Genomic DNA, 21,035 nt, shown 5'->3' with positions numbered 1-21,035 from the left:
AGCTCTCCTCGATGTTCCCCGCGAGGAGGTTCAGAGAATCGATAACCTCGGCCAAGTGCTGTACGATGATCCATCGGAGTTACTTCTTGCAGAGAAAGTCCTTGCATCACCACAGAACGCAGATAGTGACTTTGCTGGTGTTGGACTCGTTAACGAAGACTACGTGATGCTCGAAGGCGATAAGACGCCAGTCTATGAAGATACGGCGGATCTGAGTGGGGATATCTGGTTCATTGCAACCCCGATCTACGAAGACGACGAACTGATCGGTGTCATCGAAATCGTTCAAGACCTCGAGCACTCGGCACGCTACCGGCAGGAACGCGCTGACTTGTTGGACGCGATCGAACAGACACTCAGTGCCTACGAGCGCGGACACCTCCAAGCGCACGTCGACTTCGAGGCCACGGATAGCATTCTTAACGAAGAACTTCTCACGCTCATCGACGTCGTCGATGAAATGGGGTCGACGATACACGAAGTCGTCGAAGAGATCGATAGCGATATCGAGCAGTTACAGGAGTCTGCTGACGGTATCGCCGAGTACTCCCAGGAGATTTCAGACCTAGCGAGCGGGCAGGCCAACGACATGGGCGAGATCGCGACCGAAGTCTCCGATCTCTCTGCGACCGTCGAAGAAATTGCATCGACGGCCGACGAAGTCGAAGAGACTAGCAACGAAGCCCAGCATCTCGCTGAAGAAGGACGTGACTCCGCCAAAGAGGCTGTCAGTGTCATGGAGGAGGCTTCCGATTCCGCCGACGAAGTAACTGGTGACGTTCATGCACTCCAGCGACGAATCGACGAGATTGACGAGATCGTCGAGGTGATCAATGATATCGCCGATCAGACGAACATGCTGGCACTGAATGCATCCATCGAAGCCGCGCGGGCGGGTGAGGCCGGTGAAGGGTTCGCCGTGGTTGCAGACGAGGTCAAGAGTCTCGCCGAAGAGTCCCAGACCCACGCCAGCGACATCGAAGAAATGGTCGGAGACATTCAAGCCGAAACCGAGTCGACTGTCGAAAACCTAGAGAGAACAACCACGCAAGTAAACGATAGCATCGAGCAAGTCGATCAAGCGATGGCTCGCTTCGAAGCGATCGTCGAAAAAGTGATTGCGACGGTCGAGGGGATTAGTCAGGTTTCCGATGCAACCGACGATCAGGCGGCAAGTGCGGAGGAAATCGCAGCGATGATCGATAGTGCGCTCGGTGAAGCCGAAACAGTCGCTGCCGAAGTACAGGAAATCGTCGCGAACACGGAAGATCAGGTGGCGATGATCGAGGAGGTCGAGTCGTCGATGGACCGGCTGACCGGTTCGTCATAGTAGTCGTTCCTGTGGGCCTGTGTGCTCGGCTCCCACGGGCAAGTGGCTTCGAAAGCGCTTTTACGTCCCCCGGACCACTTCCGGGTACAGCCTGCACGGGGTTGATGATGCTCCTAGCCATCTAGGACTTTCGAGCCGTTCCGATCTCCGGGACGACGCCGGGATCGACCTGTTCGCTGGGTCGGTTCCGCACGGCGGGGGAGCGCGAGCCCACGTGCAGGAGGTGATCCAATCCATGCCAGTATACGTCGATTTCGATGTTCCCGCGGACCTCGAAGATGACGCCCTCGAGGCGCTCGAGGTCGCGCGAGACACAGGCCGAGTAAAGAAAGGAACCAACGAGACGACCAAAGCGATCGAGCGCGGCAATGCCGAGCTCGTCCTCGTTGCCGAGGACGTCCAGCCCGAGGAGATCGTCATGCATATTCCGGAACTTGCAGCCGAGAAGAACGTGGCGTACGTCTTCGTCGGCCAGCAGGACGATCTGGGACACGCCGCCGGCCTCGAGGTCGGCTCCGCGGCGGCGGCGATCGTCGATTCGGGCGATGCTTCGGCTGAGGTCGAGGACATCGCCGAGAAGGTCGAGGACCTTCGCTGAGGTGATCAGTTATGAGCGCTGAAGAGTCCGAAGACGACGGATCCACGCCCGCGGAGGTCATCGAGGTCGTGGGCCGGACGGGGATGCACGGCGAGGCCATGCAGGTCAAGTGCCGCATCCGCGAGGGCGAGAACAAGGGTCGTATCATCACCCGCAACGTCCTCGGGCCGGTCCGCGAAGGTGACATCCTCCAGCTTCGGGAGACCGCCCGTGAGGCCGACGCCATTGGAGGGCAATAATGCCACAGACACGCGAATGTGACTACTGCGGCGCCGACATCGAGCCCGGTACGGGGACGATGTTCGTCCGAAAGAACGGCACGACGATCCACTTCTGTTCGTCGAAGTGCGAGAAGAACGCCGACCTCGGCCGCGAAGCCCGGGACCTCTCCTGGACGGAAGCCGGTCGCGGTACCGCCGGCGAAGCGGAAACAGTCGAAGAGGACGAAGCCGAAGCGGCCGAACAGGTCGAGGACGATTCGGTCGAAGTGCAAGCGGACGAGGCAGCCGACCAAGCATCTGACGACGCAGTTGAAGGCGACAAATCCGACGACGAGGACGCGGACGCCGAAGAGGCCGACACGGAAGAACCGACGGAGGCTGATGCCTGAATGAGCCATCACGACGAGCGCACGTTCGTCATGGCAAAGCCCGACGCCGTCCAGCGGGGACTCGTCGGTGAAATCATCACCCGGCTCGAAGACCGCGGGCTAAAACTTGCCGGCGCGAAGTTCATGCAGATCGACGAGGAACTCGCCGGCGAGCATTACGCCGAGCACGCCGAGAAGCCCTTCTTCGACGATCTCGTCGAATTCATCACCTCCGGACCCGTCATGGCGATGGTCTGGGAGGGTGCCGACGCGACCCGGCAGGTCCGCCAGATGATGGGCGCGACCGATCCCGCCGAGGCCGCCCCCGGGACGATCCGGGGCGACTACGGTCTCGATCTGAGCCAGAATATCATCCACGGTTCGGATCACGAAGACCCGGGTGCCAACGAACGCGAGATCGAGCTGTTCTTCGACGAGGACGAACTCCTCGAGTACGAACGCGCGGACGAACCCTGGGTTTACGAGGACGTCGGCGACCACTGACGGTCGCGGACGCCACACCCGTTCTCACTGACATACCTCTCTAGCGACGCAACTACTGTTCTGTTGTGATCGTCCCGGCCGGAGCCCTCATCCGTCGAGTTCCTCGACCTCGGGCGCGTCGCCGACTCGAATCGTCATCACCGGTACCGACGCTGTCCGGATGACACGCTCGGCCACGCTTCCCAACAGGAGTCGATCAATTCCGCCACGGCCATGGGTCCCCATCACGATCAGATCAACGTCGTTCGACCCGGTGTAGTCGACTATCTCACGGCTCGGCGACCCCTCAGTTATTTCTCCTTCGACCGGAACCTCCTCGGCGGCCTGACGGACGTCTTCGAGCGCCCGCTCGCCCTCTTCACGTAACATCCCCGTGATCGTCTCCCAGGAAGCTTCCATCGGCATCCGGCTCATCGTCGCTGTGTCGAGGACGTGAAGAGCGTGTAACGTCGCATCGTGGCTCCGGGCCAGTCCCACCGCGTGGTCGATCACGTCGGCCATCCCCTCTGAACCGTCGGTCGGGAGCAGGATCTGATCGTACATGGTCGTATGTTATAATTTGTCACCCACTCGCTTAAGCGTTCACCTCGGTGGGGCGATGCGGCAGGAAGGCTCTACGCGCCGAGGATCACGTCACTGACGTCGGCGACGCCAGCACGGCGAACCACTGCACGGACGACGTCTTCCGCGCCAGTAAGGTTGTCCGAGTCACCGTCGAGGACAAGCAGGCGGGCGTCCCGGCCTTGCTCGATCACGCCGGCGTTCAGGTCGGCGATTTCGGCACCGGCGACGGTCGCCATCCGAAGGACGTCCCGTGCCGAGACATCGTAGAGTTTGGCGGCGAACTCCATCTCCCGGAACATCGAGGGGCTGTTGAGCATCACGTTGTCAGTGCCGAGCGCGACGGTCGTCCGGTCGAGCAACTTCTCGGCAGGGGCCGTTCCGACGCCGGTAACGAGGTTCGAGCGCGGACAGACGACGACTGGCGTGCCCTCGTCGGCGAGTCGCTCGAGGTGGACTGCCTCGAGGTGGACCATGTGGACGAGGAAGTCGGGATCCAGATCCAGCGCGGGGTTGACGTCGGCGCTGTCGCGCTCGCCGGCATGGATGCCAAAGAGCTTCCCGGCCTCGGCTGTTGCGGTCCGCTCGGCCCCGAACTCGCCGTCACGTGCGCCGCTGGCGCCGAAGCCGTCGGCGGCTTCCATCGCTTCGATCGTCTCACGTCCGAGGATCACGTCTTCGATCGCGAGGCCGTCCAGTGCCTCGCGGATCGCTTCGACGCCCTCGAGACCATCCTCCCGGAACTCCATGAACGCCCCGGTCCCGCTGCGTTCCATGAACTGTAACGAGCGACCCATCGCTTCGACGAGTTCCGCCCGACTCGCCTGTCGGAGCAATCGGTGTTTCAGGCCGTCCGGCGGGGCAACGAGTTCATCGAGGCTGAGTCCCCCGCCGGCCTCCTTGGCGATCGAGTCACCGATGTGCGTGTGGGCGTTGACGAACGCCGGGAGCACGACTTGATCGCTGTCGGTACTTGTCTCCTCGATAGCCGTGATCTCCCCGTCTTCGACGACGACCCGCCCCTCGATCACATCGAACTCGCGCCCGCGTAGAATCGTCCCTTCGAGTTGCATGTACCGATACTGGGACACCGGTCCCCTTGAACGCCACCGTTCGAAGAGCCCTAATCGAACTCGTCGAGCGTCGCGTGTATGCCACGGGGGGTATCGCTGACGCGCGCACCGTCGATGTCGAGCCTGAGTGTCCGTACGGCGGCGTCACCGACGCGCTCACGAACGTCCGCCGGGGCGTAGACGCCAAGCCGCCAGCGGTCGCGCTGGGCCGCCTGCAGCGCCCGGACGAGCGTCGACTGTTCGTCGAGTCGCCGCACAGTTCCATTGACAAGCACGCGCGAACTTGACTCGGCCATCGAGGGCTCGTCGGGCACGTCGAGGATGACTGCCGCCGGATCGACACCGGCCGCTTCGGCGATCTCCCGCTCGCGGTCGCGGATCGTCGCCTGGGACTGCTCCAGCAGTTCATCCGGGACGGCCTCACGCTCGGCCCAGACCGCGCGCTTGTAGAGGTCTCGATAGGTCAACCGTCGCCCGATCTCTGCGGTCGTCTCGGTCGAGCGGAGAGTGACGAGCAGTTCGGCGTCGTCCATCCGTCGGAACGTTTCGGGACGACAATCGGTTGCCTCGAGCAGTCGAGCGCTCGCACGCCGGAGCATCGCTTTAGCGATGCGAGCGACGTGATGGCTGTAGACGGTCGGCGTCATCAGCGCTCGGGCCAACAGGAGGCTCTCGGCAGTCTGGACGTTTCCCTCTGCGAGAACGAGTTCGCCGTCCCGAAAACGTAGCTCCCGGACCAGCCGACCGTGGTCGATCGTGCCGTAGGGGACGCCAGTGTGGTGGGCGTCCCGCACGAGGTAGTCCATCCGGTCGACGTCCAGTTCCCCAGAGACGAGTTGACCGAGTTCACCGTTTCCGGCGACCAGATCGGCGACGGAATCGGGATTCAGGCCGTGCTCGGTCAGCACACGTGCGACATCCCCGTCACCGATCAAGTCGTGGACCTCGTCGTGGTACTTGCCCGTGTGTCGGTGAATCAGCCCTTCGACATTGTGGCTGTAGGGGCCATGGCCCACGTCGTGCAACAGGGCAGCTGCACGAACCCGTTCGGCCTGCTGGCCCTCGATACCGAGGTGGCCAAGCGCCTGATCGGCGAGGTGGTAGACGCCGAGACTGTGTTCGAAGCGGGTGTGATTGGCGGAGGGATAGACCAGTGTGACGGTCCCGAGCTGTTTGATATGGCGTAGCCGCTGGACGGGCGGCGTGTCCAGCAGTGACAACGCCACGCCCTCGACTTCGATGTAGTCGTGGACGCTATCCTTGATCGTCTTCATCGTCTCCGAGTACCCTCGGAGACGGTTTAAACTACCTGCCCCGTTCCGCTGTCCGCTCGCACCGTCGTCCATCTAACCAAGTGGGTCCTTTTCCGGATCGCTCCAGGGAGTTCGTCTCGATGGGCGCTCGCGCTTCGAAACTTTCCGGTAGCCGCGTGCTTCCGTTCACAGGACTTTCTCAGCCCGATCGTTTCGTCCCCGCTTAAGCAACTGTATCTCGCGATCGTCACCGACAGTATGTTACACGTTACTGGTTTTCAAGAACGGCGTGGTCGGGTCATCGTTTGCGGGATCAATATCACATACATCTATTGTGGATGAGGGTGAATCGGCGATGAGAGGGAAATATATGGCAGACTCTCCGGAATCAGCCTCGAGTAGTGGGTTGATACAGACCGTTTCACGAGCACTCGTTCCGGACTTCGTTCGACGACGCTTCACACTCAAGTTCGCATTGATCTTGATCGTGATGGGACTCGTCATCGGCGCCCTCGGGGTCGTGGCGACCCAGAGCGTGTCAGGACAGGTCGAGGAGAACGTCGAGCAGGAGTATCAGGAACTGGCCAAACAGCAAGCCGGCGTCGTTGAAACGTGGATCCAGCGGAACGCGATCGCAGTCAAAGTCTCAGCGGAGAACGAAATACTGACCCAGACGGGGTCGGGAGCGGCTATCGACATGACGAGGTACCTCTCACGTACCAGCGCGAGTCTTTACGATATGCAGTCAATTTACGTTCTCGAACAGACCGAAGACTCGACCAGCGTCGTCGCCAGTCCACAACTTCCCGACGGGCAATCCCTGGCCGACGGTGAACGGGCGTGGATCGCGACGCAGGACCTGAGCGATCTCAAGGTCGGCAGAGCACGCGTCACGGACGTGCATGAGGTCGACGGGACCCAGCTGACGGCGTTTATCAGTCCCGTTCCCGATACGTCAAACCGGTACCTCGTCGTGGAGTATACAACTGATTCCTTGACTGGTGCGCTGGCTCCCAGCGAGGAGTCCGAACGCTTTACCCGCGTCATCAACGCCGATGGGACCGTTCAGATAGCCACGGACGGCCGCCGTGTGTTCGATTCGTACAGTGACGGGACCGCGAACCAGTACATCGAGCGTGCACGTACCGGAGTCGGCGTCAATGCGAACGCGCAACCGGATCCATCGGTCCTCGATCAGCCCTACGTAGTGAGTCATTCACCGGTGGAAGTGGATCGGGCCGCTGTCGATTGGGCAGTTCTCGTTCACGAACCACAAAGTAGCGCGTTCGGGTTCGTGAGAACAATCACGAAGTGGGGGACGATCGTGACGTTCGGAGCCGTTCTGTTCATCGGTCTCCTGGGGGCGGTGATCGGATACACGACATCCCGGGACCTCAACCGCCTCCGAGGGAAAGTCGAGGAGATGGAACAGGGTAATCTCGACGTGGACATTCACTCCGGTCGGATCGACTCGATCGGTCGGCTGTACGACGGGTTCGCAAGCATGCGCGACGCCCTTCGACAGCAGATCAACGAGGCCGAACAGGCTCGCAAGGAGGCGGAAGTCGCCCGTGCCGAGGCGATGGAGATGAACGAGTACCTCCAGTCCAAGGCCAGAGAATACAGCGAAATCATGGAAGAATGTGCGGCCGGCGACCTCACGAGGCGGATGGAAACCGACGGCGAGAACGAGGCCATGGACGAGATCGCCACGGACTTCAACGGCATGATCGAGGAGTTAGAGAACACCACCGGCCAGCTTAAGCACTTCGCCGACGAAGTCGAGGAAGCTGGCGAGGTCGTCGAGGTCTCCGCCGCGAATGTCCGGGATGCCGCCGAACAGGTCGCTGACTCCATCCAGCACATCTCGGACGACGCCCACGAACAGCAGGAACAACTCGAGGAACTGGCGTCGACGATCGACGAGATCATCGACCAGCTCGAAACAGTCGACGATCCTGACGTCGAGATGCCCCTCGATCAGCTCCGTGAGGTGACCGAGATGATCGAGGCCCTTGCCGGGTTCATCGACGAGACGATGGCCGAATCCGAGAACGTCGCTGGCGCGGCCGAGGAACAGGCCGCAGAACTTACGGAGGTCTCCCAGCAGGCTCAGAACCTCACTCGGTACGCCAAACCGCTCATGGACGTCCTCGACAGCTTCGATACCGAGTCCAAACACGAGTTCTACTATCCGACCGGCCCCGGGTCACCGCCGAGTGACCTGGAGTAACGACCGACCGGCCACCCATCCGATCTGCCGGCGGATCTCTGTTCGCTTCTGCTGAGAAAGTGACTGCCGTTCTCCGACAATATTCACACTGACACGCTAGTTCGCTGTGCAGCTGTCCGATCACTCGACTTTTCGGCGTTCAGTGACTCGACTATTCGGCGTTCAATGAGTGGCCGCCGCGCTATCAGTCGACAGCGGCGAGATGATCGAGCAATTCGTCCTCCGTGACGTCCCCGTCATCTATGGGTTCTTCGGGGTATCGTCCCATCTCCTCGACGGTCTCGATGGCCGATTCGGGGTCGTTTTCCCGTGCGTCGACCAGCCACGCAGCCAGGACCTGTCCCGTCCGTCCCAGTCCCGCGAGTCCGTGAACGACAACTGGCGACTCCAGGCGGACGGACTCCTCGAGAAACGGCAGAATCGACTCTTCGAGGACGGCCTGGTTGCCGAGCCGTCGGTCCAGCAGCGGTGCGTGGACGACGTCTTCCTCGCCGAACGACGCGGCGTACCGATCGAGATTGTATTGACAGCCCTCGTCACATTCCCCTGGTACCAGACAGCAGACACGCTCGATACCTCGCTCGTGCATAAATTCGATCCAGGCCGAGACGGCCGTCTCGTGGTCAGCGGCCGTGTGCCAGCCCGGCGCAGCCGCCCCATAAACGTACTCCTCTCCGGGGGCGGCCGGCGCGAACCGATACGCGTCTTCCATACCCCACGGACGGTAGCTTACTCCCTTGAGTCTATGTGCCCGATTCTCAGGATTGAAACGTGGACGTGGGCTGACGACTCCGCCAGGCGAGGACACCCTTATGAGTGGCGTCCACCCAACGGGCGGTATGGTCACCTTCCTCGCCGGCGGGACCGGGACGCCGAAGCTGCTCGCCGGCGCCGACGAGACGTTCCCGCCCGTAGAGACGACCGTCGTCGCAAACACGGGCGACGATGTGGAGCTTGGCGGCCTGTTCGTCTGCCCGGACGTCGATACGTGTCTCTTTCAGTCCGGGGACGTCCTCGATACGGACACCTGGTGGGGGATCGCCGACGACACGGCCGAGACTCACGAGTACGTCCGAACTCTCGCTGACAGAGCAGGTCTCGAGAGCGGGCCGCGATACCTCCCCGACGAACGACAGACTGCGGGCCGCGAGATCGCCCGCTGGCGGCGTTTCTCCGCCGTCGGAGAGTTCATGCACATCGGCGACCGCGACCGGGCGATCCACGTCACGCGGACGAGTCTGCTCGACGAGGGCCACTCCCTGACGGAAGTGACCCGCATCCTCGGCAATGCGCTGGATGCGGACCGGGAGATTCTACCGATGAGCGACGACCCTGTGGCGTCGATCATCCACACGCCCGACGGTCCGATGCACTTCCAGGAGTTCTGGGTCGCCAGGAACGGCGACCCACCCGTCGAATCCGTCGAGTTTCGGGGGGCCGAGAACGCGAAAGCCACCGACGAGGTCTTAGACGCCCTCTCCGATCCGGTCGTGATCGGCCCGTCGAACCCGATCACGAGCCTCGGGCCGATGATCGCACTCGACGGGATCAGCGAGGCCCTCGAAGCGACCCCTGTCGTCGCCGTCTCGCCGTTCGTCGGGGATCGCGTTTTCTCTGGTCCCGCGGCGAAGCTGATGGGAGCCGAAGGGTACGAACCTTCGACCGCTGGCGTCGCCGAGGTGTACCCCTTCGTCGACGCGTTCGTTCTCGACGCGGCGGACGGCACCGATCTCGACAGACCGACCGTCCGGACAGACACGGCGCTGGACACCGACGAGGACGCAGCGCGGGTGTCCGGCGCCGTCCGAGAGGCGCTGGAGGTGGTGACGTGAGTCACTCGGGTCCGAGTTCTGACGTGGATCACGCCGACCCGTTTCCCTTCGAGCCGCGGGTGGCAGCCGCCAGCCTCAGCGGGGAGTCCGACGCCAACTGGGCGCGGGCGGCCGCCCCGCACGCTGGCGCGGCGTTTCTTGGCGGGCTAGCGGTCGACGAACCGACCCGGACGGCCGCTAGCGCGATGGTCCAAGACCGCGACCGCCAGGAATTTCTGCCGGACGATCCCGTCGCGTTCGCCGAGGCGGAGCTGGCTTCGCTCGCGGATGTCCCGATCACGATCGGTTTGAACGTCCGATCCAGTACGCTCGGTCCGCTCGCGGCGGTCGCGAGCGTCTGTGCCTCTCACGGCGCAGTCTGCGAGATCAACGCCCATTGTCGCCAGGACGAGATGTGTGCGACCGGTGCCGGGCAGTCACTGTTGGCCCACCCGGATCGCCTCGCGGCACAGGTCACAACCACTGCCGAAGCCGGCGCGACAGTCAGCGTCAAAGTCAGGACGGAAGTGCCAGGCGTCGACCTGCCAACCGTGGCGCGACGGATCGAGGCTGCCGGCGCCGACGCGATCCACGTCGACGCGATGGACAGTGAGGGGTGCGTCGCCGAGGTCGTCGCGGCGACCGATCTGTTCGTGATCGCCAACAACGGCGTCCGCGACCGGGCAACGACACGTGAGTATCTCGCCTACGGCGCTGATGCGGTCAGCGTCGGCCGACCCAGCGATAGGCCCGCCGTTCTCGATAGGATCCGACGAGCGACCGAGGAGTGGTTCGACCAGGGACGGAACTCGTCCGCCAGGGAGGTCGAGCCGTGACCCGGACAATCGCTCAGCAGGCCCAACTTGCGCTGCTGCTCGAGGTAGCGACCACTCCCAAACCGGGTAACGTAGATCGCCGTCACGATCACGAGGATCTCCGTTTCGAGCACTTTCTGGCGGGTGCCGCCGGCGCGAATGACGGACTCCGGGCGCTGGCCGATCCCGACGGGCCGCCGATCGGGGTGGCCTTCGAGCGTGCCGTCGAAGGGATGAGCGACCAGTCGGGTGGGAACACGCAGTTCGGCGGTCTTTTGTTGCTCGCACCGCTGGTCCGGGCCGGCGCACTGGGCGAGGTGACCTCAGAGCGGGCGCGACGGATCGCCGAGGGGACGGGCGTCGAGGATGCCGTCGGGTTCTATCGGGCGTTCGAGCACGTCGACGTAGCGGTCGCCGATCCGCCCGAGGATATGGACGCCCTGGATGTCCGCCACGGCAGCGACGCCGTCCCGGCAGTCCGGGAGCGTGGCCTCTCGCTGTACGACGTGCTCGAACGATCGACTGATCATGATGAGATCGCCAGGGAATGGACTGGCAGTTTCGAGCGGACGTTCGACGCCGCTGCGGCCATCGAGGAGCGGGATGGCCCCGTCACAGATCGCGCCGGTGACGTGTTTCTCGACATGCTCGCAGCCGACCCCGACACCTTCGTCGCGATCAATCACGGTGCAGAAGTGGCCGAGGACGTCCGCGAACGCGCGGCGGCCGCCCGTGACGGACACATCGACGCTGATGACCTCGCCGACGAACTCGTCGAGGAAGGGATCAACCCCGGAACGACGGCCGACTTGCTCGCCGGGGGGCTGTTCGTGGCGTTGTATCGGGGGGTCGATGTGTGAGCGACGACTGGCCGGTCGATCTGCGTGGCGTCACCGAATCCATTGTGACAACGCGTGGTCCCGAGGGGATGTACAACGTTGCCGCGCTTGGCCTGCACGCCGGCGACCCGGTGACTGCCCGGACATGGGGGCGGACCCGGACGCGGCTGAACTTCGAACGCGAAGGCGAGGGATACGTCCAGTTCACCCGCGATCCTGTCGACTTCGTCGAGGCGGCGCTGACTGTCAGGGAGATCGACGACGGCGTTCTCGACACCGCCGACGCCTGGGCGCGTGTGGCGGCCGAGCGACGTGAGGAAGGGACCCAGGGCGGGACGGAGTGGATCGACTGGGAACTGCGACTGCGCAAGACGGGCATCGAGCAGCGGGTCGTCCCGACGATCAACCGCGGACACGCGGCGGTGATCGAAGCGACGGTGGCGGCCTCACGGTTGGACGTCGAGGCGTACGACGACGACCGCCTCCGGGGACGACTCGCGTACTTCATGGACGTGATCGAGCGATGTGGGGGCGAGCGCGAGCGGGCGGCCCTCGAACGGCTGCGATCGGTCGTCGAACTGCCAACTGAAGACCTGCGTTCCGAATCCTTTTAGAGGCCCAGTCAGTAACGGTTCAGCATGGCAATCAAACCCGCCTACGTCAAGAAGACCGCAAGGACGCTGTTGGAACGCTATCCGGAAGCGTTCTCGACGGACTTCGAGCACAACAAGGACCTCGTCACAGAACTGACCAACGTCGAGTCGAAGGGCGTCCGCAACCGTATCGCGGGGTACGTCACCCGCAAGCAGGCCGGCGCCGTCGAAGCCTGATCTCCGTCTCTCCCACTTCGGATCCGCCGCCGATCCAAACAGTTTTGACCGGTCCTAGCCCAAGGCTCCAGTCATGCCAGTAAACGTCGGAATTCTGGGGGCGACGGGCGCCGTCGGCCAACGATTGGTTCAGCTGCTCGACCCCCATCCAGAGTTCGAGATCGATTCACTGACCGCCAGCGAGGACAGCGCAGGGAAGTCCTACCGCGAAGCAGCCAAGTGGCGGATCGACGTCCCGATCCCCGACCACGTTGCCGAGATGACCGTCGGTGCGACTGAACCGGCGGCCGTCCCGGACGACATCGATCTCTTGTTCTCCTCGTTACCTTCCTCGGTCGGGGAACGCGTCGAACCCGGCTTCGCCGAGGCGGGCTACGTCGTCTCTTCGAACTCCTCGAACTTCCGGATGGATCCGGACGTTCCGCTTACTATCCCCGAAGTCAATCCCGACCACGTTGACTTACTGGAGGTCCAGCGTGAGGAGCGTGGCTGGGATGGCGCACTGCTGAAGAACCCCAACTGCTCGACGATCACGATGGTCCCGCCGCTCGCCGCCCTCGAGGAGGCCTTCGGCGTCGAACGGATCGACGTCTCGACGTTGCAGGCCGTCTCAGGGGCCGGGTATTCGGGCGTCACGTCGATGGAGATCATCGACAACGCCATCCCACACATCGGCGGCGAGGAGGACAAGATGGAAGCCGAGTCCCGGAAGCTCCTGGGCGAGTTCGACGGCGCGGAGGTCCACTGGCTCGAGGCAGACGTCGCAGCCTCTTGTAACCGGATCCCGACGCTGGACGGCCACCTCGAGAACGTCTGGGCGGACCTGAGTGAGGATGTGAGTCCGGAAGAAGCCGCCGAGGCCATGGCCGAGTACCCCTCGGCGGACCTGCACAGTTCGCCAGAGCCGCTGATCGAGGTCTTCGAGGAACCTGACCGACCCCAGCCGCGTCTCGACCGCAACCGCAAGGACGGGATGCAGATCAGCGTCGGCGGCGTCCAGACGACCGAAACGGGCGTCCAGTTCAACTGCCTCGCGCACAATACGCTCCGCGGGGCAGCCGGCGCGAGCATCCTCAACGGCGAGTTGCTGGTTAAGAAGGACTACGTCTAAGACGAGAAACCAACCGTTTTCACGGCCCAATGCAATCGCGTGGTATGGGCTCACGTGAAGACACTGTTTACGGAACTGCCGTCGTCGGGGCCTTCGCACTGATCAGCATCATCGCCATCGTTTCTCCCCCGGACTGGCTTAGGGGCGTGGGGCTTCTCGGGGTTTACGCGGTCGGCGTGGGCGCTGGCCATTTCTATCTGGCTCGTCGCGGTGAGGCAGGTGACACCGCAGTTGACTCTCACTGGCGGTTTCTCGCCGCGTTGGGATGCTGGCTCACACTCGGTTCGTTCGCCCTCTTCGGCCCAGATTGGCAAGTCCGCGGTCTCGAAACAGACGTATTGCTGACCGTGGCCGGTCTTATCGTTCTCATCACCTACTGGGTACTCGAGGCGCGTGACGGGTATCTGGCGCATCGCCCCTCGTGAGGACGGCGGACCGAAGCGGAAACGTCGTTACTCCGAGACGGCAACGACTTGCTTGCCGATGTTGTCACCCGAGAATAGCCCGAGGAACGCATCCGGGGCGTTTTCGAGTCCCGAGACGACCGTCTCCCGGTGAGCAATGTCTCCGGAGGCGACCCACGCACCCAGTTGCTGGCTGGCCTCTTCGAATCGGGTCGCGAAGTCACCGACGAGAAGCCCTTTGACTGTCGCGCGCGGTGCGATGAGTTGTGGGAGTTTCCGGGGGCCGGTCGGGACGCCCTCGTCGTTGTAATGAGCGATCTGTCCGCAGACCGCAACCCGCGCGTCGAGGTTCAGTTTCGTGAACACGGCGTCGGTGATTGGTCCCCCGACGTTGTCGAAGTAGACGTCGATGCCGTCGGGCGCTGCGTCCTCGAGTGCCCCCTGATAGTCGTCGACATCCTTGTAGTTGATCGCAGCATCGAACCCGAGGTCTTCGGTGAGCCACTCGACTTTTTGCTCCGATCCCGCGAATCCGACCACCCGACAGCCGTTCAGCTTCGCGATCTGGCCGACCACGGACCCGACCGCACCGGCCGCACCCGAGACCACGACTGTCTCGCCCGGACTGGGGTCGCCGACCTCGAGGAGTCCGAAGTACGCCGTCCGTCCAGGCATCCCGAGCACGCCGAGATATGCGGGAAGATCGGCGATCGATGGGTCGACGGGGGCTACGTCGGCGGCGTCGAGGACTGTATAGTCGGCCCATGTGCCTCCGCCCGTCACAATGTCACCTTCGTCGTAGGCATCGCTCTTGCTCTCGATAACCTCTCCGACGATGGCCCCTTCCATGGGGTCGCCGACGTCCCACGGTTCGGCGTACGATTCGGCGTCGCGCATCCGTCCGCGCATGTATGGATCGACGGAGAGATACCGGACGCGAACCAGTAGCTCGCCGTGTCTGGGTTCAGGGACGCCGCTCTCCTGTAGTTCGAAGTTCTCCATGTCCGGCTCTCCATCAGGTCGCTGAGCGAGTATCCACTCGCGGTTCGAATCTCGCATACCCATTATCGACCCTGGATGGTAAGGAACGTTGCGCTTCCAACAACGGCCCAGCAGTGACCTGGAGTTGGTAGTTGGATACTATCTATCACCAGTAGAGACGGCCCCGAGGAATCGTGATCTGTCACTGACATATTGAGGCGGCCACCAGAGGGGATCGACAGCGATCTCTCGATCGGCTCGACTCCCTGTGGGGATCGGCATCGAATATCCGCTTGGCGTTACGCGACCCGGTTCCGCAAGGATTCGGGATCGCCACCGTTCAGAATCGTCTCGATGTTTGGCGCAACGATGTCCGCCAGCCGCTCGAAGTACTCCGCGGTGTGTCCGGACTGGTGGGGCGTGATCAAGACGTTCTCGAAGTCCCACAGCGGATGGTCGTTCGGGAGTGGTTCTGGATCGGTTACGTCCAGGGCCGCCCCACGGAGGTGGTTGGCCCGTAGCGCGTCGACTAACGCGTCAGTATCGACGATCGGCCCGCGGGCCACGTTGACGAGCACTGCAGACGGGGGCAGCGTCGCCAGTTCCTCAGCCCCGACCAGTCCGCGCGTCTCCTCGGTCAACGGCGTGGCGATCGCAACGTACTCTGTCCCCGCAAGTGCCTCGTGTATCTCGTCGAACCCGTAGACCTCGTCGGTCGGTCCGCCTTTCTCTGGCGTGTGACGGACGCCCACTGTCGTCACGTCGAATCCCGTCAAACGGTCGGCGATCGCCCGTCCGATCGCGCCCATCCCGACGATCGTGACGCTGCTCCCGACGAGTTCCCGCGACTGAACGGCTCGCCACTCGTGGTTCCGTTGCCGGCGACGAGCTCGGAAGAACCCGCGGGCGAACGCCAGGAAGGACCCGAGGACGTGCTCGGCGATGTTGGGACCGTGCACCCCCGAGGCGTTCGTCACGGCGATCCCCCGGTCGGCCATCGTCTTTAGGGGCAGATGTTCGTATCCCGCGGCCGTACAGGCGAACAGCTCCAGTGACTCGGCACGCTCGAGTAGCGACTCCCCGATGTTCCCGCCGGTCACGATCGGCGCTTCTCCGATCCCTTCCCGCTCGTCGCTCGGGGTCCGAGCCGCCACGACCGAGATATCGGCCGGAAGCCTGTCCCGGAGTGCCGTCGCGTACTCCCGGCTCGATATTCCGTGGGGCTTGCCTCGCAGGACGAGCACATCGGAGGCATCACTCGACACGGCCGACCCTCCAGTGACTTTTGTGGGTCGCGTCACACATGGTTTCACGTCGATTGCACATGATAGGAGACGCGGCGGGCGACGGCAAAAAGACTGGCGCGGACACGCTGCCGAGAAGGGGTCGATTTCCACTATCTAAAACGCACTCAAAAATAGTTAGCGAGTTAATTGAACGGTTTCGAACGGTTAAAACGGTGGGAGGGGTTGAGGGGAGTCTGGATCGACTAACGCTCTATGGGCGAGCCAGTGACAGTCGCTGTCGTTGAAGACGACCCTGACCTCCGGGAACTACACCGTCTTCGACTGGAGGCGGAGTACGACGTGGTGACGATCGCCAACGGGACAGAAGCACTCAGTCGGATCGCGGCCGAGGACGTCTTGTTGCTGGATCGAAACTTGCCGGAGACTGATGGTGATTCGATCGCCCGTGAGTTGCGTGCGAGGGGCTATCGGGGTGCGGTCGCCATGGTGACCAGCGAGCGACCGGATCCCGCCGTCGCTACCCTGCCGATCGACGAATACGTCACCAAACCGCTTGATTCTGAGGAACTCCTCTCGCTGGTCGATCGACTTACCACCCGTCTCGACGCGCCGGAGCCGATCCGCGACCTGTTCGCGATGGAGACACGACGGCATCGGCTTGAGAACACCCCCAACAGTGGAGACCTGGTCGAGTCCGATCCGTATCGATCCCTCTCCCGTCGGATCGACCGACAGTACTACCGAGTCACGGTCGATGGATTCCCACTCGAGAGGATCGCTGCGTTCGCTGGGAATGCGCTGGAGCAGACCATCGTTTTGCCTGACGAGATAGGATCCTCCCGTGGTGATCCTGGCACAGTCGAAGCGACGCCCGGACCAGGACAAGAGCTTTAAGGCACATCAGGTCGCGGTAGCGGTATGGAGCGAGCAGACGTCGTGATCGTCGGCGGTGGGCCGGCGGGCTCTTCGGCCGCTCGTGCCGCCGCGGAGGCAGGGGCGACTGTCGTACTCGTCGAGAAAGGAGTTCCCCGGAGCGACCGGGACGAACTCGGCCCTGACTCGACGGACGCGGCCGGCATCCTCGACTACTGGGTCGACCTGATGGACGAGGATCCGTCGGCGATCCCCGATGACGTGATCCTCAGCGAACTCGAGGGAGCGACCTTCCACAGCCCCAACGAGTCAGTCACGCTCACCGACACCGGGATCGACGCCGCTTACGACGGCTTCGGGTTTACTGTCCATCGGGCACGCTTCGACGATTGGCTCCGCGAACAGGCCGAGAATGCAGGGGCAACGTATCGCGTCGGGACGAGTGTGAATGAAATCGAATCAGATTGCTCCGGGACGGCCCCGGTCCACAATATCACGCTCGCCGACGGGGAACGGATCCGGGCCGACGCGCTCATCCTCGCGGACGGTCCACAGCGGACGGTGACTTTGGACACGCTCGATCAGTTCCTGCCCGACGGAGAGAGTGCTGCGACCTATCTCTCGCCCGACCGTGCGAATCACATCGCCTACCAGGAACACCGTCGGATGCCCGAGGAACTGTTCGACCGCGATCACATCGAGTTCTGGTGGGGCGTCATGCCCGGTCACACAGCCTATCCCTGGATCTTCCCCAACGACGACAACGTCGCTCGTATCGGGCTGACGATGCCCATCGGGCTGGACATCGACGACGTGACCGACCGGGAGTCGTATGCTCTCCTCGATCCAGAGGACGACGCTGTTCCACCGGGCCGTATCTATATTCGCCGCTTACTCGAACGCGAGTTCCCTGACTACGACCTCGAAGACTTTCCGATCGTCGAGGACCGCGGCAAACAGTCCGGCACTGAGGCGTATCCGATCTCCTCGACGCGTCCGATCGAGTCGCCGACCGGGGCCAACGTCGCGGTCGTCGGCGGGGCGATGGGGGCGACCTCCGCCTTCCACGAGGGCGGCGATCACGTCGCCATCCGGACGGGCAAGATCGCCGGCCGACTCGCCGCGGAGGGCGACCTCACTGGGTACAACGACGCCTGGGAGGACGCACTCGGTGACGAACTCCGCCGGAACGTCACGTTCGCCGATCTGGTCCGGAGCGTAGAGCCGAGCGACTGGGACCGATACTTCGGGATCGTCGATCGAATGTTGCAGACCGACGGCTCGCGCAAGCGACAGGCGCTTGCCGCTGGATTCGACGGGATCGCTTTTTACCTGCGATACCGGCGCAAACGGTGGTCGTTCCGCGGTGATCGGTACGTCCAACTCCGGGAATCGAAATACACAGTCTGAACACCGCGAAGCGCTTTACTGTCCCCGGCGAGAAGTCGTTCTTGCGTGCCTCAGTCCCCGCCCGAGTGTACCCGTAGCGGTGCGATGACAGCGCGGCGAACCCGGGCACGCGACATCGCGAGGCGGTTTTCACCGTCTCGGCATTCGGTGGCGCTGGTACGCCACCCGCCCGGCACGAGGGTTTCCCGGCCAACCTGGCACGCCGCCTGGGATGAGGTCGGTCGTTAGTGTTCCGGGCGTACACTATGACCTTCTGCAGCGCTCGCTTCGTTGTACGGACCACCGGCGAGTCGCCTGTAGACCCGCTGGACCCAGGTGTCCCACGGTGCTCACTTGCAAAAGGTCGACCAAAAGCCTGCGTCAGGGGCTTCGCCCCCTCCCTTGGTCCTGCGTTCCGTCCGTCCGCGCGAGAACCGGGCGACCTGCCGGGCTCTTCGAGTTCCTCGGTCGTCGAGCGTTCCAGCGTGATCCTCTCGTCACGCCTACGAGTAGAAACCTGTCCGATAGTGTCCTAAGCGTCCACTCGAATCACACGGACTATAAGAACTCGAAGAGGGTTTCGACTGTGCCCAGTCGCGGGCTATCGTCTCGGACGCCTCGCCCTGCTGAGACGTACCCTCATGGACGTACTGTCGGATTTCGCGTGCGGATTCGTCGTATCCAAATTTGGAGTGTGAAACTCGACTGCTTCGAGTACTGAAACAGATCACTGGCGGGGGTATTCTGGAGATCTACTATTTGATTCCATGCGTTCAACTATTATCATTCAGGATAACTCATCACGTACATTTATGTCTCAGAACAACCGACCTACTCGTACACGCCAAGAGATACGACCGAGTGGGTCGCGATCTCGGCGGTACCGAACAACTATGAATCCGAAAAAGCTATTCGCGGACGACAGCGCGGTGAGTCCAGTCATCGGCGTGATCCTGATGGTCGCCATCACGGTCATCCTGGCGGCCGTCATCGCCACGTTCGTCCTCGGACTCGGCGAGCAGATCAGCAGTACAGCGCCACAGGCGAGTTTCAATTACGACCTGAACAGTACCAGTCACAACCTAACGGTGACACACACGGGTGGAGATACTCTCGATAACGGTACGGTGAGTTTCAATTATGGCAATGATTCTGTTGATCCAACCATCGTAAGTCAGTGGGGCACAGACTCGATTGGGGCCGGTGATAGCGTAACTATCGACAAGATCTACCAGGGCGACACCGTCCAGATTATCTGGGAAGGCGACGGTGGCGATCGGACGGCCGTTCTGAGCGAGTGGTAAACGACGACTCACGTCTTGTGGCTCGACGCTTCGACTTTTTCGACAGGATCCCGATACACCTATAGTCGTCACCGCGTTCCGGACAGACATGTCCGAGGATAGCGGCACGTTCGGCGAATATGGCGGTCGTCACGTTCCTGAACCGCTCGAAGAGGCACTCGAACAATTAGCAACGGCGTTCGAAGACATCGCACTGAGCGAGGAGTTCCAGGCGGAGTTTCGCTCGTTGCTCGAGGAGTACGCCGGCCGACCGACGCCGGTATATCACGCGAAACGACTCTCGGACGCCTACGGTGCCGACATCTATCTCAAACGTGAGGACCTGCTGCACGGCGGCGCACACAAACTGAACAACACGCTCGGGCAAGGGTTGCTGGCGAAGAAAGCCGGCCGAGAGCGGCTGATCGCCGAGACGGGGGCGGGCCAACACGGTACCGCGACGGCGATGGTCGGTGCGATGCTCGACCTCGACACCGAGATCTACATGGGCGAGAAGGACGTCGCCCGCCAGCGGATGAACGTCTTCCGGATGCGCCTGATGGGTGCCGAAGTCAACGAAGTCACCCGCGGCGGGAAGGGACTGGCCGACGCCGTCGACGCCGCTTTGGAGGACTTCGCACACAATGTCGGGGACACGCACTACCTCGTGGGTTCGGTCGTCGGCCCCGATCCATTCCCTCGAATGGTCCGAGAGTTCCAGTCGGTCATCGGCGAAGAGGCCCGCGAGCAGATCCGCGACCGGATCGGCGGGCTGCCCGATGCCGCGGTCGCCTGCGTCGGCGGCGGATCGAACGCTATGGGACTGTTCGATGCGTTCCGGGACGATGACGTGGCCTTCTACGGTGCGGAAGGCGGCGGGAAAGGGGCTGACTCGAACCGCCACGCTGCGCCACTGGCCGACGGCGAAGACGATGTCCTCCACGGCATGAAAACGCGTGTCATCGACGACGACACCGAAGTCCACTCGGTCTCGGCGGGGCTGGATTATCCCGGTGTCGGCCCGGAACACGCGATGTTCCGGGCGGTGGGTCGGTGTGAGTATCAGGGTATTACCGACGACGAAGCCTTAGAGGCCTTCCGGGAGTTGAGCACGCTCGAAGGGATCATCCCCGCTCTGGAGACGAGCCACGCGATCGCACTGGCAAAGCAGATTGCCGACGAGCACGACACGATCTTGATCAACCTGAGCGGCCGCGGTGACAAAGACATGGAGACCGCAGCCGAGCAGTTCGATCTGTCATAGACCGGCAGCTCGCGGATCGAACCGACAGCGTCGGCCGGTGGAATGAC

23 protein-coding genes are annotated in these 21,035 nt (G+C 62.8%); 17 read left to right on the top strand and 6 right to left on the bottom strand.

The annotated features are described in order from the left end of the window. Positions 1–166: 166 nt before the first annotated feature. From BN2694_RS04115 to ndk, 5 genes are all read left to right on the top strand, one after another. A complete protein-coding gene (locus BN2694_RS04115; protein WP_167879958.1) occupies positions 167–1,330 on the top strand; it encodes a methyl-accepting chemotaxis protein in 1,164 nt (387 codons plus the stop codon). Between the two features lie 235 nt (positions 1,331–1,565). Further along, positions 1,566–1,928: a 50S ribosomal protein L7Ae gene (gene rpl7ae, locus BN2694_RS04110; RefSeq protein WP_135662863.1), complete on the top strand. Its 363-nt coding sequence runs from the start codon at positions 1,566–1,568 to the stop codon at positions 1,926–1,928. An 11-nt stretch (positions 1,929–1,939) separates the two neighbouring features. Next, on the top strand, positions 1,940–2,167 hold the full coding sequence (locus tag BN2694_RS04105; RefSeq protein WP_135662860.1) for a 30S ribosomal protein S28e: 228 nt from the start codon (positions 1,940–1,942) through the stop codon (positions 2,165–2,167). Beyond that, positions 2,167–2,538 (top strand): 50S ribosomal protein L24e, encoded by a 372-nt coding sequence (locus BN2694_RS04100; RefSeq protein WP_135662857.1) that lies wholly within the window; start codon positions 2,167–2,169, stop codon positions 2,536–2,538. Before BN2694_RS04105 ends, BN2694_RS04100 begins: the two co-directional genes overlap by 1 nt. Next, entirely contained in the window at positions 2,539–3,021 is a 483-nt protein-coding gene (gene ndk / locus BN2694_RS04095; protein WP_135662855.1) for a nucleoside-diphosphate kinase, read from the top strand. It begins immediately after the preceding gene. An 87-nt stretch (positions 3,022–3,108) separates the two neighbouring features. Here the strand turns inward: ndk and BN2694_RS04090 are convergent, their stop codons facing one another. From BN2694_RS04090 to BN2694_RS04080, 3 genes are all read right to left on the bottom strand, one after another. Continuing rightward, positions 3,109–3,564 carry a universal stress protein gene (locus BN2694_RS04090; protein ID WP_135662853.1) on the bottom strand — a complete coding sequence of 152 codons (456 nt, stop codon included), beginning with the start codon at positions 3,562–3,564 and terminating at the stop codon, positions 3,109–3,111. Positions 3,565–3,635: 71 nt separating this feature from the next. After that, on the bottom strand, positions 3,636–4,655 hold the full coding sequence (locus BN2694_RS04085) for an amidohydrolase family protein (protein ID WP_135665434.1): 1,020 nt from the start codon (positions 4,653–4,655) through the stop codon (positions 3,636–3,638). Positions 4,656–4,705: 50 nt separating this feature from the next. Next, a complete protein-coding gene (locus BN2694_RS04080) occupies positions 4,706–5,929 on the bottom strand; it encodes an HD domain-containing protein (protein ID WP_135662851.1) in 1,224 nt (407 codons plus the stop codon). A gap of 349 nt (positions 5,930–6,278) precedes the next feature. Between BN2694_RS04080 and BN2694_RS04075 the strand changes: the two genes are divergently transcribed. Continuing rightward, entirely contained in the window at positions 6,279–8,141 is a 1,863-nt protein-coding gene (locus BN2694_RS04075) for a PDC sensor domain-containing protein (protein WP_167879957.1), read from the top strand. A 184-nt stretch (positions 8,142–8,325) separates the two neighbouring features. Here BN2694_RS04075 and BN2694_RS04070 read toward each other — a convergent pair whose 3' ends face one another. After that, positions 8,326–8,853: a protein-tyrosine phosphatase family protein gene (locus tag BN2694_RS04070; RefSeq protein WP_135662847.1), complete on the bottom strand. Its 528-nt coding sequence runs from the start codon at positions 8,851–8,853 to the stop codon at positions 8,326–8,328. A 127-nt stretch (positions 8,854–8,980) separates the two neighbouring features. Here BN2694_RS04070 and cofD point away from each other — a divergent pair, with 127 nt between their 5' ends. The 7 genes from cofD (at position 8,981) to BN2694_RS04035 (ending at position 13,972) form a co-directional block, all read left to right on the top strand. Further along, complete coding sequence (gene cofD, locus BN2694_RS04065) at positions 8,981–9,973, top strand: 2-phospho-L-lactate transferase (protein WP_135662845.1); 993 nt, start codon at positions 8,981–8,983, stop codon at positions 9,971–9,973. Beyond that, positions 9,970–10,788, top strand: a complete 819-nt coding sequence (locus BN2694_RS04060) for a tRNA-dihydrouridine synthase (RefSeq protein ID WP_244605356.1) — start codon at positions 9,970–9,972, stop codon at positions 10,786–10,788. The genes cofD and BN2694_RS04060 overlap by 4 nt, the downstream gene beginning before the upstream one ends. Beyond that, positions 10,785–11,627 (top strand): triphosphoribosyl-dephospho-CoA synthase, encoded by an 843-nt coding sequence (locus BN2694_RS04055; protein WP_135662843.1) that lies wholly within the window; start codon positions 10,785–10,787, stop codon positions 11,625–11,627. The genes BN2694_RS04060 and BN2694_RS04055 overlap by 4 nt, the downstream gene beginning before the upstream one ends. Continuing rightward, positions 11,624–12,220: a DUF447 domain-containing protein gene (locus tag BN2694_RS04050; RefSeq protein WP_135662841.1), complete on the top strand. Its 597-nt coding sequence runs from the start codon at positions 11,624–11,626 to the stop codon at positions 12,218–12,220. Before BN2694_RS04055 ends, BN2694_RS04050 begins: the two co-directional genes overlap by 4 nt. Positions 12,221–12,244: 24 nt before the next feature. Next, positions 12,245–12,436 (top strand): 30S ribosomal protein S17e, encoded by a 192-nt coding sequence (locus BN2694_RS04045; RefSeq protein WP_135662839.1) that lies wholly within the window; start codon positions 12,245–12,247, stop codon positions 12,434–12,436. Positions 12,437–12,509: 73 nt separating this feature from the next. Beyond that, complete coding sequence (asd, locus tag BN2694_RS04040; RefSeq protein WP_135662836.1) at positions 12,510–13,547, top strand: aspartate-semialdehyde dehydrogenase; 1,038 nt, start codon at positions 12,510–12,512, stop codon at positions 13,545–13,547. A gap of 44 nt (positions 13,548–13,591) precedes the next feature. After that, positions 13,592–13,972: a hypothetical protein gene (locus BN2694_RS04035; RefSeq protein ID WP_135662834.1), complete on the top strand. Its 381-nt coding sequence runs from the start codon at positions 13,592–13,594 to the stop codon at positions 13,970–13,972. Between the two features lie 27 nt (positions 13,973–13,999). Here the strand turns inward: BN2694_RS04035 and BN2694_RS04030 are convergent, their stop codons facing one another. Further along, positions 14,000–15,010, bottom strand: a complete 1,011-nt coding sequence (locus BN2694_RS04030) for an NADP-dependent oxidoreductase (protein WP_135662832.1) — start codon at positions 15,008–15,010, stop codon at positions 14,000–14,002. Between the two features lie 221 nt (positions 15,011–15,231). Next, positions 15,232–16,197 carry a D-2-hydroxyacid dehydrogenase gene (locus BN2694_RS04025; protein ID WP_135662830.1) on the bottom strand — a complete coding sequence of 322 codons (966 nt, stop codon included), beginning with the start codon at positions 16,195–16,197 and terminating at the stop codon, positions 15,232–15,234. 234 nt (positions 16,198–16,431) lie between these two features. Between BN2694_RS04025 and BN2694_RS04020 the strand changes: the two genes are divergently transcribed. The 4 genes from BN2694_RS04020 (at position 16,432) to trpB (ending at position 20,988) form a co-directional block, all read left to right on the top strand. Continuing rightward, a complete protein-coding gene (locus BN2694_RS04020) occupies positions 16,432–17,073 on the top strand; it encodes a response regulator transcription factor (RefSeq protein ID WP_135662828.1) in 642 nt (213 codons plus the stop codon). Between the two features lie 24 nt (positions 17,074–17,097). Next, the gene (locus BN2694_RS04015) at positions 17,098–18,462 is read left to right on the top strand and encodes an NAD(P)/FAD-dependent oxidoreductase (RefSeq protein WP_135662826.1); all 1,365 of its coding nucleotides are present in this window, start codon (positions 17,098–17,100) and stop codon (positions 18,460–18,462) included. A gap of 872 nt (positions 18,463–19,334) precedes the next feature. Beyond that, positions 19,335–19,745 carry a type IV pilin gene (locus BN2694_RS04010; protein WP_135662824.1) on the top strand — a complete coding sequence of 137 codons (411 nt, stop codon included), beginning with the start codon at positions 19,335–19,337 and terminating at the stop codon, positions 19,743–19,745. An 88-nt stretch (positions 19,746–19,833) separates the two neighbouring features. After that, complete coding sequence (gene trpB, locus BN2694_RS04005; RefSeq protein WP_135662822.1) at positions 19,834–20,988, top strand: tryptophan synthase subunit beta; 1,155 nt, start codon at positions 19,834–19,836, stop codon at positions 20,986–20,988. Positions 20,989–21,035 lie beyond the last annotated feature (47 nt).

It is taken from the genome of Halorhabdus rudnickae, assembly GCF_900880625.1.
Taxonomy (GTDB): Archaea; Halobacteriota; Halobacteria; order Halobacteriales; family Haloarculaceae; genus Halorhabdus; species Halorhabdus rudnickae.
This window is presented reverse-complemented; position numbering and strand designations above follow the sequence as displayed.

Coding starts and splice junctions, on each gene's coding strand:
- BN2694_RS04115 (WP_167879958.1), top strand. CDS start 167: ATGCTCGAAGGCGATAAGACGCCAGTCTATGAAGATACGGCGGATCTG.
- BN2694_RS04020 (WP_135662828.1), top strand. CDS start 16,432: ATGGGCGAGCCAGTGACAGTCGCTGTCGTTGAAGACGACCCTGACCTC.
- BN2694_RS04070 (WP_135662847.1), bottom strand. CDS start 8,853: ATGGAAGACGCGTATCGGTTCGCGCCGGCCGCCCCCGGAGAGGAGTAC.
- cofD (WP_135662845.1), top strand. CDS start 8,981: ATGGTCACCTTCCTCGCCGGCGGGACCGGGACGCCGAAGCTGCTCGCC.
- BN2694_RS04085 (WP_135665434.1), bottom strand. CDS start 4,655: ATGCAACTCGAAGGGACGATTCTACGCGGGCGCGAGTTCGATGTGATC.
- ndk (WP_135662855.1), top strand. CDS start 2,539: ATGAGCCATCACGACGAGCGCACGTTCGTCATGGCAAAGCCCGACGCC.
- BN2694_RS04030 (WP_135662832.1), bottom strand. CDS start 15,010: ATGCGAGATTCGAACCGCGAGTGGATACTCGCTCAGCGACCTGATGGA.
- trpB (WP_135662822.1), top strand. CDS start 19,834: ATGTCCGAGGATAGCGGCACGTTCGGCGAATATGGCGGTCGTCACGTT.
- rpl7ae (WP_135662863.1), top strand. CDS start 1,566: ATGCCAGTATACGTCGATTTCGATGTTCCCGCGGACCTCGAAGATGAC.
- BN2694_RS04105 (WP_135662860.1), top strand. CDS start 1,940: ATGAGCGCTGAAGAGTCCGAAGACGACGGATCCACGCCCGCGGAGGTC.
- BN2694_RS04080 (WP_135662851.1), bottom strand. CDS start 5,929: ATGAAGACGATCAAGGATAGCGTCCACGACTACATCGAAGTCGAGGGC.
- BN2694_RS04090 (WP_135662853.1), bottom strand. CDS start 3,564: ATGTACGATCAGATCCTGCTCCCGACCGACGGTTCAGAGGGGATGGCC.
- BN2694_RS04015 (WP_135662826.1), top strand. CDS start 17,098: ATGGAGCGAGCAGACGTCGTGATCGTCGGCGGTGGGCCGGCGGGCTCT.
- BN2694_RS04100 (WP_135662857.1), top strand. CDS start 2,167: ATGCCACAGACACGCGAATGTGACTACTGCGGCGCCGACATCGAGCCC.
- BN2694_RS04010 (WP_135662824.1), top strand. CDS start 19,335: ATGAATCCGAAAAAGCTATTCGCGGACGACAGCGCGGTGAGTCCAGTC.
- BN2694_RS04045 (WP_135662839.1), top strand. CDS start 12,245: ATGGCAATCAAACCCGCCTACGTCAAGAAGACCGCAAGGACGCTGTTG.
- asd (WP_135662836.1), top strand. CDS start 12,510: ATGCCAGTAAACGTCGGAATTCTGGGGGCGACGGGCGCCGTCGGCCAA.
- BN2694_RS04075 (WP_167879957.1), top strand. CDS start 6,279: ATGGCAGACTCTCCGGAATCAGCCTCGAGTAGTGGGTTGATACAGACC.
- BN2694_RS04035 (WP_135662834.1), top strand. CDS start 13,592: ATGGGCTCACGTGAAGACACTGTTTACGGAACTGCCGTCGTCGGGGCC.